This is a genomic window from Massilia sp. GER05 (assembly GCF_052056005.1).
In the GTDB taxonomy this organism is placed as follows: domain Bacteria; phylum Pseudomonadota; class Gammaproteobacteria; order Burkholderiales; family Burkholderiaceae_D; genus Telluria; species Telluria orientalis.
In genome coordinates, this window is sequence record NZ_CP178858.1 from 4,360,475 (window position 1) to 4,377,084 (window position 16,610).

Here is a 16,610-nt window from a genome sequence, read left to right on the forward strand (position 1 = left end):
CTAGGAGACAATCATGCAATTAACGCGAATCGCAGCCGCCGCGCTGCTGCTGGCCGCAGGCGGCCACGCCCTCGCGGGCACCGTCCAGAAGACCGCCACCGGCATCGACGTGCGTCCGGACGCCGGTCCGGCGAAGCTCGTGCGCCTCGAGGTGATGGCCGATAACATCGTCCACGTCGTCAAGCTGGACCAGGAAGGCAAGCAACTGACACCGTCGCTGATGACGGTCGCCAAACCGTGCAACAGCTGCGCGTTCACGGTCGCCGACGGCAAGGATGCCGTGACGCTGAAGGCCCAGAAGATCTCGGCGCAGGTGTCGCTGAAGGATGGCCAGGTCCGTTTCTTCGACGCGGCCGGCAAGGCATTCCTGACGCAAGCGGCGGAGACCATCACGCCGATCCAGGTGGGCGGCAAGCCCTACCTCGCGATCAAGGAAGGCTTCAACTACGGCACGAAGGATGCGTTCTACGGCCTGGGCCAGCACCAGAACGCGCAGATGAACTACAACGGCGAAGACGTCCTGCTGCAGCAGCACAACATGATCGCGTCGGTGCCGTTCGTCGTCTCGGACAGGAACTACGGCCTGCTGTGGGACCAGAACTCGATCACGCGCTTCGGCGATTCGAAGCCGTACGCGTGGCTGTCGCGCGACCTGAAGCTGACGGACGAGCAGGGCAAGCCGGGCGGCCTGACGGCGCGCTACTACATCGACGGCAAGCTCGCGCTGACCCGGCAAGAGAAGGACATCGCCTACCAGTTCCTGAAGGACGTGGAGGAGTTCTGGCCGAAGGAGCTCCCGTCGATGAAGGCGCTGGGCGGCAAGAACGTGAAAGTCGTGTGGGACGGCGCGATGGCGAGCCCTAAAGCGGGCGTGCACAAGATGCAGCTGTACGCGTCGGACTACGCGACGCTCACCGTCGACGGCAAGCAGGTCATGGACGTGTGGCGCCAGGGCTGGAACCCGTGGTACCACAACTTCGAGGTGAAGTTCGCGCCGAACAAACCCGTCAAGCTGCACCTGGAATGGAAGCCGTCGGGCGGCATGATCGCGATGACGCACAACGATCCGCTGCCGGCACCGGAGCGGCATTCGCTGACGATGTCGTCGGAGATCGCCGAAGCCGTCAACTACTATGTGATCAGCGGCGACAGCATGGACAACGTCATCGGCGGCTACCGCACGCTGACGGGCCAGCAGCCGATGATGCCGAAGTGGGTGTACGGCTTCTGGCAGTCGCGCCAACGCTACGAGACGCAGCAGCAGCTGCTGGACACGGTGTCCGAGTACCGCAAGCGCGGCTGGCCGCTGGATAACATCGTGCAGGACTGGTTCTACTGGCCGGAAGACGGCTGGGGTTCGCACGACTTCGACAAGGTCCGCTTCCCGGATCCGAAGGGCATGGTCGACGAAGTGCACAAGCAGCACGCGCATATCATGATCTCCATCTGGGGCAAGTTCTACGCCAATACCGACAACTACAAGGAACTGGCGGCGAAGGGCCACATGTGGACGAAGAACGTCGAGGACGGCGCGCTGGACTGGGTCGGCAAGGGCTACAAGAACAGCCACTACGATCCGTACACCCAGGAAGCGCGCGACATCTACTATCGCCAGATGAAGGACAAGCTGGTGGCCAAGGGCTTCGACGCCTGGTGGATGGACAACACCGAGCCTGACGTGCTGTCGAATTCGCGCCTGGAAGACTTCAAGAAGCTGATCGGGCCGACCGTCTACGGTCCGGGCGAGATCACGTTCAACCCGTACAGCCTCGTGCACTCGGGCGGCATGATCGAAGGCCTGCGCCGCGACCAGCCGGACAAGCGCCAGTTCATCCTGTCGCGTTCGGGCTTCGCCGGCATCCAGCGCAACTCGGTCGCCGTGTGGAGCGGCGACACGGCCGGCCGCTGGAACAACCTGTACGACCAGATCGCATCGGGCGTGAACTTCTCGATGTCCGGCATCCCGAACTGGACGCACGACATCGGCGGCTATGCGCAGGAGAACCGCTTCCAGTACGGCGACGTGGGCTCCGCGCAGGAAAACCGCGCCACGACGGGCGGCCAGGCCAAGCCGGAAGACATGAAGGAATGGCGCGAGCTGAACCTGCGCTGGTTCCAGTTCGGCGCGTTCTCGCCGCTGTTCCGCTCGCACGGCGAAGTCGTGAAACGCGAGATCTACAACATCGCGGCCGGCGACGACGCGATGCGCGATTCGATGGTGGGCTACCTGAAGCTGCGCTACCGCCTGATGCCGTACATTTATTCGATGGCGGCCGACACGCACTACGCCAACGGCACCATGATGCGCGGCCTCGTGATGGACTTCCCGAAGGACGACAAGGTCAAGGATATCAAGGACCAGTACCTGTTCGGCCACGCGCTGATGGTGGCGCCGGTGACGTCGTACGGCGCGCGCGAGCGCACCGTCTACTTCCCGGCGGGCGCGGACTGGTATGACTTCGACACCGGCAAGCGCTACGCGGGCGGCACCAGCGCGAAGGTGGATGCTCCGTTGAACCGCATCCCCGTGTTCGTGCGCGCGGGCGCCGTGATCCCGACCGGTCCGGTCACGCAGTATGTCGACGAGAAGCCGGACGCACCGATCGTGCTGCAGGTCTATGCCGGTGCCAACGGCCAGGCGAGCCTGTACGAGGACGACGGCGTGACCAATGCGTACGAGCGCGGTGAGTTCAGCCGCATCCCGTTCAGCTACGACGACAAGACGGGCACCGTCACGATCGGTGCCCGCAGCGGCCAGTACAAGGGCATGCCGCAGACGCGCCAGATCAAGGTGCGCGTGCTGCGTGCCGGCGTGGCGACGAGCGCGGACATGGATGCGGCCGACAAGACCGTGACCTATGACGGCAAGCCCGTCACCGTGAAGCTGTGACACGGGGACTCCCGTTTGCGCTGACGCTCGCGCTGGCCGGTTCGGCCAGTGCGGCATCGCCGCGCGCGACGCCGGTGGACGCGCAGGCGGACGCCCGCACGCGAGCGGAATACACGTGGCTCGTGCAGACCTGGGGCCGGCAGACCATCGCCGGCCAGCAGGACCTGACGTGGAACGACAGCGTCGACATGGCGCGCCGCGTGTTCGACGATACCGGCAGGTATCCGGCGCTGATGGGCTTCGACTTCATGAACACGTGGCAGGAGGGCGATGGTTCGCACCAGGTCGATGAAGCCATCGCCTGGGCGCGCCGCGGCGGCCTCGTGACGTTCTGCTGGCACTGGCGCGACCCGTCGGCGCGCGCGGGCACGCAGGGCAACTTCTATGCGCGCGAGCCGGATGCGCGCAAGAACACGGCGTTCACGATCCCCGTGCGCGATGGCCGGCTCGATACGTCCAGCCCCGCGGGCCGGCAGATCGACGCCGACATCGACCGCGTGGCCGTGGAACTCGGCAAGCTGCAGGCGGCCGGCGTGACGGTGCTGTGGCGGCCGTTGCACGAAGCGTCGGGCAGCAACGACGACGGCTGGTTCTGGTGGGGTCGCAGGCGCGCGGACGGCGTGTCGAATGCCGAGGCCTACAAACTGCTGTACCGGCACATGTTCGACCGGCTCGTGCGCGAGCATGGCCTGCACAACCTGATCTGGGTGTGGAATGGCCAGGACGCGGGCTGGTATCCGGGCGACGACGTCGTCGACATCGCCGGTTACGACGTGTACGATGAGCGCGACCGCAAGACGTACCGGTCGCAGATCGACACCTACCGCCGCATGGCCGCCATCGGCCCCGCGACGAAACCCGTGGCCATGACCGAGAACAGCTACATTCCGGATCCCGACAACATGCGGCGCGACGGCGCGCGCTGGCTGTGGTTCCTGACTTGGAACGACGGCCGCGCGCCCGCCGGCACGTCCGACAAGGACAATTTCTGGACCGGCGATTATTACAACAACGCGGCGCACAAGACGAAGGTGTATCGCCACCCCGACGTGATCACCCTCGACGAGCTGCCCGCATTTCTGAAAGCTCCCCAATGAAACGACTGACCAAGACTTTCGTGCTGGCCGCGCTGCTCCATGCCGGCCTCGCGTGCGCGGCCGTGGCCGTGGCGCCCAGCGACAAGCACCTGCTGTACACGGGCCGCATCGACTTCGCCCAGCCGGACGCGCCCGTCATCACGTGGCCGAACACGGCCATCGCCGGCAACTTCACGGGTACCTCGCTGTCCGTCACGCTGGACGACGAGAAGGGCAAGAACTACTTCAACGTCTTCATCGACGGCGACACGGCCAGCCCGCTGATCATCGAAGCAAGCCAGGGTTCGAAGAAGTACGACGTGATCGCGGGACTCGCTCCGGGCAAGCACAGCTTCCTGATCACCAAGCGCACGGAAGGCGAGGAGGGCGCGACCGTGTTCCGCGGTCTCGAACTGGCGGACGGCGGCCAGATGCTGGCGCCGCCCGCCCGTCCCAAGCGCCGCATCGAATTCTTCGGCGATTCCATCACGAGCGGCATGGGCGACGAAGCCCCGCTGAACGGCCGCGACGACGTGGGCCGCGACAAGAACAGCTACCTGTCGTACGCGGGCATCACGGCGCGCGCCCTGAACGCGGAACTGCACCAGACGTCGCAGAGCGGCATCGGCGTGATGATCAGCTGGTTCCCGTTCACGATGCCGGACTTCTACGACCAGCTGAGCGCCGTCGGCAACAACGACACGCGCTGGGATTTCGCGCGCTGGACGCCGGACGTCGTCGTCATCAACCTGCTGCAGAACGACCGCTGGCTGATCGGCGACCGGCACCAGCTGCAGCCGGAGCCGGACGACGCGGGCCGCATCGCCGCGTACGAGACGTTCGTCAAGCGCATCCGCCAGCTGTACCCGAAGGCCTACATCGTGTGCGCGCTGGGCAGCATGGATGCGACGAAGCCGGGATCGCAGTGGCCGGGCTATATCAAGTCGGCGGTGGAAGACATGCGCAAGGGCGGCGACCAGCGCATCGATACCGTGTTCTTTCCGTTCACCGGCTACGGGCAGCATCCGCGCCTGAAGCACCAGCGTGACAATGCGGGGATCCTGACGGCGTTCATCAAGAAGAAGATGAACTGGTGAAACGGTCGTTCCCGCGAAAGCGGGAACCCATGCTGACTGCGCGAAGTCGACTCTGTGTAGCCAACGAGGTCGAAATGAATAACGTAGTTAGCATACTCAGTATGGATTCCCGCTTGCGCGGGAATGACGATGCTATTGTGCGCGAAGGCGGGAACCCAGGTTCTGCTTGCGTCACGTCGGCACAAGAAAACTTGGGCCCCCACTTGCCCGGGGGCGACGTTAGTGGAGCCGGGGATGTCCCACGTCAGCGCAGGAGCGCTTGCAGCGCGGCCGCCACGTACACGAGCGGCGCGTTCCAGTTGATCGCGATCTCGTTGCTGGCGTAGCTGCAGCCATGGTCCAGGTACGACAGGGCCGGCTGCTTCGATGCGTACGACACGCCCTTGCAATCCTTGGCGTCCTGCTGGCCCGGATTCGGACCGCCCGCGAGCCAGCCCGGGACCGGCGCCGCGATGCCGTCCGCTTCCGACGGGCGGTGGTGCGGATGCATGGTCGAGCGGGAGCCGAAGCCCGTCACATAGCTGATGCCGAGCGGATTGCGGCCCAGCGTGTAGTCGAGCGCCGACTGCGCCGCGTTCAGGTAGTCGGCCTTGTTCGTGAGGCGGTAGGCCTGCACGAGCATCATGGCCTGGTTCAGCAGCACGGCGTTGCTGCCCCAAACGAAGTCGGACTTCGCCAGCGACAGCCGCGCCGGCGACGCCTGCCAGCGTGCCAGCAAGGTGTCGGCCGCCGCGAGGATCTGCTTGCGGGCGGCGTCCCCGTCCCGCGGATTCTTCAGGCGCGCGCCCTGCTGCGCGAGCGAGATCCAGCCGAGCGGGCGCACGTCCGACCAGCCGGGTTCCGTCTGCACGCCCGCCGCCGGCGCAAGGGCGCGTGCGCGGTACTCGTCCTTGCCGGTCGCGATGTACAGCTCGGCCGCGGCCCACGAGAATTCGTCGTCGACCTTCTCGTCGCCGTAGGTGCCCGTCTGGATGTCGGCCGGCTGGCGATACAGCACGGCCGGATGGTCGATCGCCCAGCGCCACGCGCGCTCCGCCGCGGCCAGGTAGCGCTGCGACCGGCCCGGCGCCTTGGCGTCGAACGGCGCCAGCACGCGGCTTGCCTTCGCCATCACGGCCGCGAAGTCGAGGGCCGCGGCCGTCGTCTTTTGCACGACGTAGCGCGGCGCCGTCGCGCGGTGCGGCATCACCATGCCGTCGAAGCTCTTGTTCGTCAGCTTGTGATAGACGCCGCCGTCGTCCGGGTCCTGCATCGTGATCATCCAGTCGAGGTTCCACTGCACCTCGTTCAACAGGTCGGGCACGCCGTTGCCGGACTCCGGCAAGTTGACGGCGAGCTTGTCGAACCAGGCCGGGAAGTGTTCGTACGCCGCCAGCAGCGTGTACGTGCTGATGCCGGAGTTGACGATGTATTTGTTATAGTCGCCCGCGTCGTACCAGCCTTTCGGGCTCGAGATCACGGTGCCCGCCGGGCGCCTGGGCGAGGCGGCCGATTCGTGCACGAGCACCTTGTCGTCCGGATGGCCCAGCGGCCGCGCGTACGGCCCCGCGACGCGCGCGTCCAGCGCGATGCTCGCGCGGTTCAGCGTGTAGGCCCGGATGGCGCCGGCGTCCAGCGCGCGATACGGTTCGGCGCCGATCGCGAAGACCGGCGAATCCGGCTGGCCCGCCACCGTCACGCGGTAGCTGCCGGCCGTGCGCAGGCCGGAAAAGTCGGCGATGCGCACGCGCTCGCCCGATGCGTCCCACGTCGCGGCCGGGCCCAGCGTCCCTTCGAACACGGCCTTGCCGCTGCTGGCGTCGACGACCTTGAAGCGCTCGTTCGCGCCGGCCGGCACGACGGCCAGCTTCTGTGCGGCCGGCAGGAAGCCGAGCTGGTTCACTTCGATGCCGGCCGCTGCGTGTGCGGTGCCGGTTGCGAGCAGGGCGGCAACGGCGAGGGCGGTGGGAAGGCGCGGGCGCGACGAATACATGCTGTCTCCTTGGATCTTATGGAATTGAAATCGATTTCATCCTACCCCGCCCGCGAAAGTAAAGTCAATCATCCAATCGCGCGGAACGCCCGTCAATACGGGCGCCGTTCATTTCGGCACGGTGCGCGACCGGCGCGCGGCGGGTCGGCGACGACGGCGCGCGGCACGGCGAGGACGGGCGCGATCATCACGGCGGCAAGGGCAACGGCGAGGCGTTTCCGCATGCGGATTTCCTTTCGTTGAGCGGAGGTCGAACCATGCGATCATAAATCGTTCCCGGGCCCGTTGCCCGCTTCCGCCCATCCGGTCGATAATGCATCCATCGAACCAATTACGGAGACAGCCTTGAAACCATCCATCCTCCTGTGCGCACTGGCACTCGCCTTCGGCAGCGCCGGCGCTGCGCCGGCCGACCGCTTCGACGTCGCCGTCACGGTCGACGACCTGCCTTCGCACGGTTCCAAGCCGGCCGACATCAGCCGCGCCGACATCGCGCGCTCGCACATCGCGACGTTCAGGGCGCACGGCGTGCCCGAGGCGTGGGGCTTCGTCAATGCCGTGGCCCTCGGCACGGAGGCGGACAGCGCCGCCGCGCTGGACGTGTGGCGCAAGGCCGGCTACCCGCTCGGCAACCACGGCTACACCCACATGGGCCTGTCGCAGGCGGCGTCGCTGGACGCCTGGGAAGAAGACGTGCGCAAGAACGAACCCGTACTGCAAAAATACATGGCCGGCAAGGACTGGCACGTGTTGCGCTACCCGTTCCTCGACGCGGGCGGCAAGGGCGCGCGCCACGACGATGCGCTGGCGTGGCTGAAGGCGCGCGGCTACCGCGTCGCGGACGTGACCCTCGGCTTCGACGACTGGGCCTACACGGAGACGTACGCGCGCTGCGTGGCGAAGGGCGACCAGGCTGCGATCGACGGCATGAAGGCAAGCTACTACCGCCGCATCGACCAGCAACTGGCGCGCACGAAGGCGATGTCGCAGCGCGTGTACGGCCGCATGATCCCGCAGGTGCTGCTGACGCACATGGGCGCCTGGAGCGCGGCCACCCTGCCGGAAGTGATGAAGCGCCTGGACGCGGCCGGCGCGCATTACGTGACGCTGGACCAGGTGCAGTCCGACGCGGCCTACCGAACCCCGAGTCCGGGTGCCGGCAACGGCGCGATGATCGAGCGGCGCGCGCAGGATGCGGGCATCGACCTGGCAGGGCTGCCGGCCGTCGAACCGGTCGGCAATCTCGACGCCCTGTGCCGCTGATCCGACCGCCGGCACGTTGATTCGTGCGCGGGAACGGCCGAAAAAAAGGTATATCTGCAATGTAGACATTTTGGCATTCAGATTCGACCTTAGTTTCGGGGAGGCACATGGAATTCCAGCGCGCTGCGCCAGCAAGCGCCATGCAGGATGCGCTGCGCGCCGCCGGCGCCCAGGCGGCCCACATCGGCGACCTGTGGAACGGTACGCTGGCGCTCTGCACCTTCGTGTTCGTGGCCATCGTCGTCGCGACGATCATCGCCGTCTGGTGCGCGCCCGACGCGGACGCCGCCACCCGGCCCGACACGTCGTCCCTGGAAGGTCCCGAGCGGCGCATCTGGCACCGCATCGGCTGGGCCACCGCCGCGTGCATCGTGGGCCTGCTCGCGCTGCTGGCGGCCGATGCGTTCACGAGCCGCGCGCTGGCGCGGCTGCCCCTGCGCGATGCCGTCGACATCGAACTGGTCGGCCACCAGTGGTGGTGGGAAGCGCGCTACCGCGATGCGGACGGGGCCCGTGAATTCACGACGGCGAACGAGCTGACGATTCCCGTCGGCCGGCCCGTCATCGTCACGCTGCGCGCCGATGACGTGATCCATTCGCTGTGGATCCCGAACCTGGCGGGCAAGAAGGACATGATCCCGGGCCGCACGGCCACCCTGCGGCTGCGTGCCGACCACGCCGGCACCTACCGCGGGCAGTGCGCCGAATTCTGCGGTCTCGAACATGCGCTGATGGCGCTGCTCGTGCACGCGGTGCCGTCCGACCAGTACGAGACCTGGGCCGCGCACCAGCGCCGGCCGGCGTCCGACCCGGCGGATGCCGCCGCGCGCCGCGGCCGCGACGTGTTCCTGAACGCGAATTGCGCGCGCTGCCACGCGATCGCGGGCACGCGGGCGCAGGGAAGCATCGCGCCGGACCTCACGCACCTCGCGTCGCGCCGGACCATCGGCGCCGGCATGTTCCCCAACAACCGCGGCCACCTCGCAGGCTGGATCAGCGATCCGCAGGCGCTCAAACCGGGCGTGAACATGCCGGCCAACACCTTGCCCCCCGACGACCTGCAAGCCCTGCTGGCTTACCTGGAGACCCTCCGATGAAAGTATCCGATCCACGCTTCGTTCCGCCGGCCGACCCGGCCGCCGCCACGGCGCTGGAACGCACCTGGCGCGACCCGCCCGGACTGTACGGCTGGTTCGCCGCGATCAACCACAAGACGATCAGCAAGCGTTTCATGGTCACGACCATGATCTTCTTCCTGCTGGGTGGCGTGCTCGCGCTGCTGATCCGCCTGCAGCTGGCGCAGCCGAACGCCGGCATCGTCACACCGGAGATGTACAACCAGTTCTTCACGATGCATGGGTCGACGATGATGTTCCTGTTCGCCGTCCCCGTCATGCAGGCCGTCGCCACTTACCTCGTGCCGCTGATGATCGGCGCGCGCAGCCTCGCGTTCCCGCGCCTGAACGCCTACGCGTACTGGATCTTCACCATGGGCGGCATCATGCTGTACGCCGCCTTCTTCGCGGGCGCCGGGCCGGACGCCGGCTGGTTCGCGTACGTGCCGCTGTCCAGCCTGCGCTATTCGCCCGGCAAGGGCGTGGACTTCTGGGCCCAGATGATCACGTTCACGGAACTCTCCGGCCTGATGGAGGCGATCGTCATCATCGCGACCATCCTCAAGCTGCGCGCCCCCGGCATGAGCCTGAACCGCATGCCGCTGTACGTGTGGGCCATGCTCGTGACGTCGTTCATGGTGCTGTTCGCGCTGCCGGCCGTCATGCTGGCCAGTACCGCGCTGATCACCGACCGCCTCGTCGACACGCAGTTCTACAATCCCGAAAAGGGCGGCGATGCGCTGCTGTGGCAGCACCTGTTCTGGTTCTTCGGCCATCCCGAGGTCTACCTGATCTTCATTCCGCCGCTGGGCTTCATCTCCGCGATCGTCGCGACCTTCTCGCGCCGGCCCGTCGTCGGCTACCCGGCGATGGTGCTGGCGCTCGTGACGACCGCGTTCCTCGCGTTCGGCCTGTGGGTGCACCACATGTTCGCGACCAACCTGCCGGAGCTGGGCAAGACGTTTTTCACGGCGGCGAGCCTCGTCATCGCCGTGCCGACCGCGGTGCAGATCTTCTGCTGGATCGCCACGCTGGGCAGCGGCCGGGTTTACGTCAGGACGCCGCTGCTGTTCGTGCTGGCGTTCTTCTTCATCCTCGTCATGGGCGGGCTGACCGGACTGATGCTGGCATCCGTGCCGCTCGACACGCAACTGCACGACAGCTTCTTCGTCGTCGCGCACCTGCACTACGTGCTGCTGGGCGGCGCCGTCTTCCCGCTGTTCGGCGCGTTCTATTTCTGGTTCCCCAAGTTCACGGGACGCATGCTGGGCGAACGCCTGGGCCGCTGGAATTTCTGGCTGTTCTTCATCGGCTTCAACGTGTCCTTCTTCCCGATGCACCTGCTCGGCCTGTGGGGCATGCCGCGCCGCGTGTACACGTATCCGGCCGAGATGGGGTGGGGCGACCTGAACCTCCTGTCCAGCATCGGCGCCGCGACGATCGGCATCAGCATGCTGCTATTCCTCGTGAACGTCGCGCACAGCCTGCGCAAAGGCCCGATGGCCGGCCCCGATCCGTGGGGGGCCGGCACGCTCGAATGGAGCGTCCCCTCGCCGCCGCCGATGGGCAATTTCGACGTCATCCCCGTGGTGCATGGGCGCTATCCGTTGTGGCAGCCGCAGGTCGAACCGACGCACGTCAGCGGCATGTCGAACGACTGGCGCGAAGTCCTCGTCACGACCGTGGCCGACGCCGAGCCGGACCACCGCCTGTGGATGCCGTCGTCGTCGATCTGGCCGTTCCTGTCGGCGGTGGCGACGACGATCCTGTTCGTCGGCTCCATCTATACGCCGTGGGCCGTCGTCTGGGCCGCCGCGCCGGTGGCGATCGGCGCGACCCTGTGGTTCTGGCCCAGGCGCGCCGTCGTCGAGCAGCGCGTGCATTCGGAGTCCGCACCATGAGCGCGCCCATCGAGAACCGCAAGTCGGGCAAGGAGGCGGTACAGCGCGGCGCGGCACTCGACGTGTCCAACCTCCCGACGTTCGCGTTCGGCACGCGCAGCCCGATGTGGTGGGGCACGATGGGCCTCGTCGCCGTCGAGAGCACCGTGTTCGCGCTGACGATCATGGCCTACTTCTACCTGCGCAGCCACGCCACCGTGTGGCCGATGAGCCGCTTCCCGCCCGACCTGCTGTGGGGGACCGTCAACACGGCGATCATGCTGGCGAGCCTGTGGCCGAACCAGAAGGCGAAGCAGGCGGCCGAGCGACTCGACCTCGCGGGCGTGCGGCTGTGGCTGGCCGTGTGCATGCTGGTGTCGGTCGGCTTCCTGACCGTGCGCGTGTTCGAGTTCGGCGCGCTGAACACGCGCTGGGACACCGATGCCTACGGCTCCGTCGTGTGGATGCTGCTCGGCCTGCACACGACGCACCTCATCACGGACGCCTACGATTCGCTCGTGCTGACGGTGCTGATGTTCACCGGGCCGCACGAAGGCAAGCGCTTCGTGGACGTCAGCGAAAACGCGGGCTACTGGTATTTCGTCGTCCTCAGCTGGCTGCCGATCTACGCGGTCATCTACTGGGGCGCACGTTTTTAGGGAGGGACGATGGGAAACTGGCCGGCACTGCTGCTCGCGCCCACGCTGGCGCTCACGAACCTGTCCATCACGTATGCGCTCGTGACGCCCGCGTGCACGCGCCAGTCGATGGTGGCGCCGAACGCCGTCACGGCCGTCGTGCTGGCCGTGTGCGTGTGGATGAGCTGGGCCGCGTGGCGCAACTGGAGAGAAGGGCGCAGCCTGGGACGCGAAGCCGCGCGCGACCACGTGCCGGACCGGCCGCCGTTCATCGCGCTCGTGGCCGCGCTGGTCGGCGCGCTGTCCTGCCTCGCCGTGCTGGCGCAATGGTTTCCGCAGTGGGTGCTGTCGCCATGCGCCGCCTGATCGCCTTACTGACTTTCGCACCGCTCGCGGCGCGCGCCCACGACGTCCAGGCCGAGCTGGCGGCCGGCCCGGCGCTCGGCTGGGGTGCGGAATGGTGGGTCGTGAGCTTGCTGGCGCTGTCGCTGCTGCTGTACGCGGCGGGCCTGAGACGTCTATGGCCCCGCGCGCAGGGGGCACGCCGCCAGCTGGCACGCCAGGCCGCGTGGTTCGGCGCGGGCTGGATCATGCTCGTGCTGGCGCTCGCGTCGCCGCTGGACGGCGCCGGCAGCCATGCGTTTTCCGCGCACATGGTGCAGCACGAGATCCTGATGATCGTGGCGGGGCCGCTGCTCGTGCTGGGCCGCCCGCTCGCGCTGTGGCTGTGGGCGTTCGGGCCCGACGGACGGTTGCGCATCGCGGCCGCGACGCGCGGGCCCGCCGTGCGCGCCGCGTGGGGTGCGCTGACGGCGCCCGTGAACGCATGGCTGCTGCACTTCGCCGCGCTGTGGATGTGGCACGTGCCGGCGTGCTTCCAGCTGGCGCTGGCCGACAACGGCATGCACGCGCTGCAGCACACGAGCTTCCTCGCCACGGCGCTGCTGTTCTGGTGGGCCGTGCTGGGGCGAGAGGGTGGGCATCACGGCCGCGGGGGCGCCATCTTTTACCTGTTCACGACGATGATGCACACGGGCGCGCTCGGCGCCTTGTTCACCATGTCGGAGACGATCTGGTATCCGCTGTACGGCAACCGCGCGCAGCTGTTCGGTTTGACCCCGCTCGAAGACCAGCAGCTCGGTGGCCTCATCATGTGGATCCCGGGCGGCCTGGCCTACCTGGTCGCGGGCCTCGTGCTGTGCGCCCGCTGGCTGCGCACGGGTCCTGCGGAGGTGCGGCCATGACGGGGCGCACACTCGCCGTCCTGCTGTGCGGAGCCCTGCTGGCCGGCTGCTCGAAGACGCCACCGAAGACGGAGCCGGTCACGGGCGGCGATCCGCGCCACGGCCGCGAACTGCTGGCACGGTACGGCTGCGCGAGCTGCCACAAGATCAAGGGGATCGCCCACGCGGACAGCCAGGTCGGCCCGCCCCTCGACGAGATCCGTGCGCGCGGTTATATTGCGGGCGTCATGCCGCACAACGCGGACAACCTGATGAAGTGGATCCAGCATCCGCGCCAGGTGGTCCCGAATACCGCGATGCCGGAGCTGGGCGTCACAGGTGCCGAGGCGCGCGACATGGCCGCTTATCTGTACAGCCAATAGGAGCCGAATGTTCGAACAAACGGAACAACAGGTGCGCGCCTGGGTGGAGTGGCTGCGCCTGCTGGTGGAAGCGCTGGGTGCGTGCGTGATCGCGGCCGGCGTCGTGATCGTCGTCGTGGGGCTCGTGCGCTACGCGTTGGCCCGGGGCGGCAGCTTCATTCCGATCCGGCTGGCGTTCGCGCGCTACCTCACGCTGGCGCTGGAACTGCAGCTGGCGGCCGACGTCCTGTCGACGTCCGTCGCGCCGACGTGGGACCGCATCGGCAAGCTTGCCGCCATCGCCGTGATCCGGACGGCGCTGAACTACTTCCTCAATCGCGAGATGAAGGAGGAAGCGGCCAGCGCGGAGAAGCCGCCGGCCTGACGCTTACGCGCCCAGCGCGAGCACCATCGCCTGTTCGAACGTCGTCCCGCCGGGCATCGGCACGGGCGCGCCCACGTCGACGAAACCCATGCGGCGATAGAGCCGCGCCGCCGCGCCGTCGCCGGCCGTCACGTCGAGCCGGACTTCCGCCGCCTTGCGTGCGCGGGCCCACGTGATGGCGGCGTCCAGCAGCGCGGCACCCACGCCGCGTCCGCGCGCCTCGGGCGCCACCCACACCTGGTAGACGCTGGCGTGCGCGCCTTCCATCTTGACCCATGCGAGGCCGACGGGCGTCCCGTCGACTTCCACCGCGAACGGCCAGCCCTGCAGGTGCGACCCGAGCGCGGGGGCGGCCAGGCGTGCGGCCCAGATGTCGTCCGTACGCTGCGATTCCTCGGCAAAGGTGCTGCCGAATGCCTGGGGCGAGTCGGACAGCGCGCGCAGGCGCAGGTCGCGGTAGATGGGCCAGTCGTCGGGGTGCAGGGTGCGGATGGCGGGCATGTCGGGGTCCGGAAAGAAACGGGGAAGACGATCATAATGGAAAATCGCATGGGCAAGTGCGAAAAGCCTCGTTGTCACAGTCGGTGTTTGCGCGCAGGCGCGGGATCGGTTAGCATCCGCGGGATGACTTTCCTGAACGTTCCCTACGCAGAAAAAGACGAGGCCCGTGCCCTCGGCGCACGCTGGAATCCCGGCCGCAAGCGCTGGTATGTGCCCACGGGCGTCGCCCTCGAACCCTTCCAGAAATGGCTGAAGGAGGGCGCGCCCACTGGCCGCGCCGACTCGGCCGCGGCCAAGCGCATGGTCGGCGCCAACTACATCGAACTGGACCACGCCTGCAATCCGTTCGAGCCCTGCGCGGAGTGCGCGAAGGCGCTCGCGGGCACGCCCTGGGAGCAGGCGCGCGCGGCCCTCCTCAAGCGTTAAGGCTGCGCCAGCACGCCCAGTACCGCGAGGCTCATGGCCTGGGCTCACGACGCGATGCAAACCCGGTTGCGCCCGCCGTGCTTGGCGGCGTACAGCGCGCGGTCCGCCGATTGCACGAGCGTGTGCGCGTCCTCGCCGTGGGCCGGCCACAGTGCGATGCCGAACGACGCGGTCACCTGCGGCAGCGCGACCTCGCCGTGATGCAGGTCCAGTGCGGAGATGGTCTTGCGCAGCGTTTCGGCGCACGTGTGCGCGGCCGCCGCGTCGCATTCGGGCAGCACGAGCACCAGTTCCTCGCCGCCGTAGCGGCACGCGATGTCGCTGCGGCGCACGCCTTCGCGCAGGCAGCGCCCGACGGTGCGCAGGACCAGGTCGCCCGCTTCGTGGCCGTACGTGTCGTTCATGTGCTTGAAGTGGTCCAGGTCGATCATCACGACGGCCAGCGAAGCACGCATGCGCTCGGCGCGGAACAGTTCGCGCCGCAGCGCCTCGTCGAAATAGCGGCGGTTGTACAGACCCGTCAGTTCGTCCACGGTGGACTGGCGCCGCAAGACCTCGCGCAGGTTGATGTTGCTGATGCCGATCGCAAGCTGCTCGCTGATGGTCGTGGCGGCCGCGAGCTCCACCGCGGTGTCCGGGCCCTGCGGCACGCTCACCGAGAGCAGGCCGAGGACCTCCCCCTGCGAAATCATCGGCACGCACAGGTCCGTGCGGCCGGGCGCGGGCGGGACGTCGCCCAAATGGGGACAGTGCATGTCGTCGCCGGTCTGGGCCGCATGGGCGTGGCCGAAGCGCAGGCCCCAGCACTGGTCCGGGCTGACGAGCTCCGGATGGTGGTCGCCGCCCCATGCCGCGGCGCGCTGCAGGTAGTCGCGCGAATTGCGGTACAGGTAGACGGTGCCGCTGCTGCCGGGCAGCACCTTGGGCAGGAAGGCCGGCAACACGTTGTGCAATTCGTCCGTACGTGTCAGGCTGTCCATCGCCTGCAGCATCCGGGCGGTGACGGTGAGGCGCTCGCTGCGGGCCTGGCTCTGGCGCGCCTGGTCGGCCTGCGCGTCGGCGAGGCGGCGCGCGTGGTCGGCCGCTTCGGAGCCGGCATGCAGGCTGCGCGTGACGACGAACAGGCCGCTGCCGAGGATGAGCATGCTGGCGACGCCCGCGCAGATGCCGATCACCGTGTTGTAGCCGAGCGCCGTGTCCAGCCGGTCGCGCAGCGCCAGGCGCTCGCGTTCGAGCGCGGCGGACCGCTCGCCGATCAGCAGCCGCAGCCTGTCCATGTTCGCCTTGCCGGAGCGGTTGGCGACGATGGCCGCGGCCTCGGCGAACCCGCCGTCGCGGCGCAGGCGAATCGTCGCGGCCAGCTCGTCCAGCTTGCGCTGCGCCAGCCGTTCGATCTCGTCCAGCGTCGCCTGCTCGCCGCGGCCGTCCGCCAGCGGCTTCAGGTCGCGCACGGCGGCAGGGATCGCGGCGGCGCTGGCGTTGTACGGATCGAGGAAGCCGGCATCGCCGGTGATGACGTAGCCGCGCTGGCCCGTCTCGGCGTCGGTCAGCAGGTCCAGCAGGCGGTCGTAGACGCGCTGCTTGTCCGCGGCGGTTTGCAGCGCGTCCATCGTGGTGTCGGCCGCGCGGCTGGCGAGGAACGGCAGCGTGGCCAGGCCAACGAGGATCGCGACGATGACGGCGGCCAGCCAGCGCAGCCCATTACCCGACGATGTGCCGGGGCGCTTGGATGGAAGGGTGTCGGTAACCAGCACGGCCGCTCCTCGGTTGGCGTGCGGTGGC

At 68.0% G+C, this 16,610-nt stretch carries 16 protein-coding genes; 12 read left to right on the forward strand and 4 right to left on the reverse strand.

What is annotated here, in order from left to right:
* Window positions 1-13 precede the first annotated feature (13 nt).
* From ACL58G_RS19320 to ACL58G_RS19330, 3 genes are read left to right on the forward strand one after another with little or no spacing between them, the layout of a single operon-like run.
* The gene (locus ACL58G_RS19320) at window positions 14-2,890 is read left to right on the forward strand and encodes a TIM-barrel domain-containing protein (protein ID WP_440962833.1); all 2,877 of its coding nucleotides are present in this window, start codon (window positions 14-16) and stop codon (window positions 2,888-2,890) included.
* Entirely contained in the window at window positions 2,887-3,987 is a 1,101-nt protein-coding gene (locus tag ACL58G_RS19325; protein WP_440962834.1) for a glycosyl hydrolase, read from the forward strand. Before ACL58G_RS19320 ends, ACL58G_RS19325 begins: the two co-directional genes overlap by 4 nt.
* Complete coding sequence (locus ACL58G_RS19330) at window positions 3,984-5,063, forward strand: SGNH/GDSL hydrolase family protein (protein WP_440962835.1); 1,080 nt, start codon at window positions 3,984-3,986, stop codon at window positions 5,061-5,063. The genes ACL58G_RS19325 and ACL58G_RS19330 overlap by 4 nt, the downstream gene beginning before the upstream one ends.
* 244 nt (window positions 5,064-5,307) lie before the next feature.
* On the opposite strand, the gene ACL58G_RS19335 is transcribed toward ACL58G_RS19330, so the two are convergent.
* Together ACL58G_RS19335 and ACL58G_RS19340 are read right to left on the reverse strand one after the other, a co-directional pair.
* On the reverse strand, window positions 5,308-7,035 hold the full coding sequence (locus ACL58G_RS19335; RefSeq protein WP_440962836.1) for a glycoside hydrolase family 9 protein: 1,728 nt from the start codon (window positions 7,033-7,035) through the stop codon (window positions 5,308-5,310).
* 92 nt (window positions 7,036-7,127) lie between these two features.
* Window positions 7,128-7,259, reverse strand: a complete 132-nt coding sequence (locus ACL58G_RS19340; protein WP_440962837.1) for a hypothetical protein — start codon at window positions 7,257-7,259, stop codon at window positions 7,128-7,130.
* A 121-nt stretch (window positions 7,260-7,380) separates the two neighbouring features.
* On the opposite strand from ACL58G_RS19340, the gene ACL58G_RS19345 reads away from it, so the two are divergent.
* From ACL58G_RS19345 to ACL58G_RS19380, 8 genes are all read left to right on the forward strand, one after another.
* On the forward strand, window positions 7,381-8,298 hold the full coding sequence (locus ACL58G_RS19345; RefSeq protein ID WP_440962838.1) for a polysaccharide deacetylase family protein: 918 nt from the start codon (window positions 7,381-7,383) through the stop codon (window positions 8,296-8,298).
* A gap of 107 nt (window positions 8,299-8,405) precedes the next feature.
* Window positions 8,406-9,395, forward strand: a complete 990-nt coding sequence (gene coxB / locus ACL58G_RS19350; RefSeq protein ID WP_440962839.1) for a cytochrome c oxidase subunit II — start codon at window positions 8,406-8,408, stop codon at window positions 9,393-9,395.
* Window positions 9,392-11,314 carry a cytochrome c oxidase subunit I gene (ctaD, locus tag ACL58G_RS19355; protein WP_440962840.1) on the forward strand — a complete coding sequence of 641 codons (1,923 nt, stop codon included), beginning with the start codon at window positions 9,392-9,394 and terminating at the stop codon, window positions 11,312-11,314. The genes coxB and ctaD overlap by 4 nt, the downstream gene beginning before the upstream one ends.
* On the forward strand, window positions 11,311-11,952 hold the full coding sequence (locus tag ACL58G_RS19360) for a cytochrome c oxidase subunit 3 (RefSeq protein WP_440962841.1): 642 nt from the start codon (window positions 11,311-11,313) through the stop codon (window positions 11,950-11,952). Before ctaD ends, ACL58G_RS19360 begins: the two co-directional genes overlap by 4 nt.
* Window positions 11,953-11,961: 9 nt before the next feature.
* Window positions 11,962-12,297: a hypothetical protein gene (locus tag ACL58G_RS19365; protein WP_440962842.1), complete on the forward strand. Its 336-nt coding sequence runs from the start codon at window positions 11,962-11,964 to the stop codon at window positions 12,295-12,297.
* Window positions 12,285-13,175 carry a cytochrome c oxidase assembly protein gene (locus ACL58G_RS19370; RefSeq protein WP_440962843.1) on the forward strand — a complete coding sequence of 297 codons (891 nt, stop codon included), beginning with the start codon at window positions 12,285-12,287 and terminating at the stop codon, window positions 13,173-13,175. The genes ACL58G_RS19365 and ACL58G_RS19370 overlap by 13 nt, the downstream gene beginning before the upstream one ends.
* Entirely contained in the window at window positions 13,172-13,537 is a 366-nt protein-coding gene (locus tag ACL58G_RS19375; RefSeq protein WP_440962844.1) for a c-type cytochrome, read from the forward strand. Before ACL58G_RS19370 ends, ACL58G_RS19375 begins: the two co-directional genes overlap by 4 nt.
* A 7-nt stretch (window positions 13,538-13,544) precedes the next feature.
* The gene (locus ACL58G_RS19380; protein ID WP_413345970.1) at window positions 13,545-13,901 is read left to right on the forward strand and encodes a DUF1622 domain-containing protein; all 357 of its coding nucleotides are present in this window, start codon (window positions 13,545-13,547) and stop codon (window positions 13,899-13,901) included.
* Between the two features lie 3 nt (window positions 13,902-13,904).
* Here the strand turns inward: ACL58G_RS19380 and ACL58G_RS19385 are convergent, their stop codons facing one another.
* Window positions 13,905-14,402 (reverse strand): GNAT family N-acetyltransferase, encoded by a 498-nt coding sequence (locus ACL58G_RS19385; protein WP_440962845.1) that lies wholly within the window; start codon window positions 14,400-14,402, stop codon window positions 13,905-13,907.
* A 123-nt stretch (window positions 14,403-14,525) separates the two neighbouring features.
* Between ACL58G_RS19385 and ACL58G_RS19390 the strand changes: the two genes are divergently transcribed.
* On the forward strand, window positions 14,526-14,828 hold the full coding sequence (locus tag ACL58G_RS19390; protein WP_413388888.1) for a DUF5710 domain-containing protein: 303 nt from the start codon (window positions 14,526-14,528) through the stop codon (window positions 14,826-14,828).
* A 44-nt stretch (window positions 14,829-14,872) separates the two neighbouring features.
* Here ACL58G_RS19390 and ACL58G_RS19395 read toward each other — a convergent pair whose 3' ends face one another.
* The gene (locus ACL58G_RS19395) at window positions 14,873-16,582 is read right to left on the reverse strand and encodes a diguanylate cyclase (protein WP_440962846.1); all 1,710 of its coding nucleotides are present in this window, start codon (window positions 16,580-16,582) and stop codon (window positions 14,873-14,875) included.
* Between the last annotated feature and the right edge of the window lie 28 nt (window positions 16,583-16,610).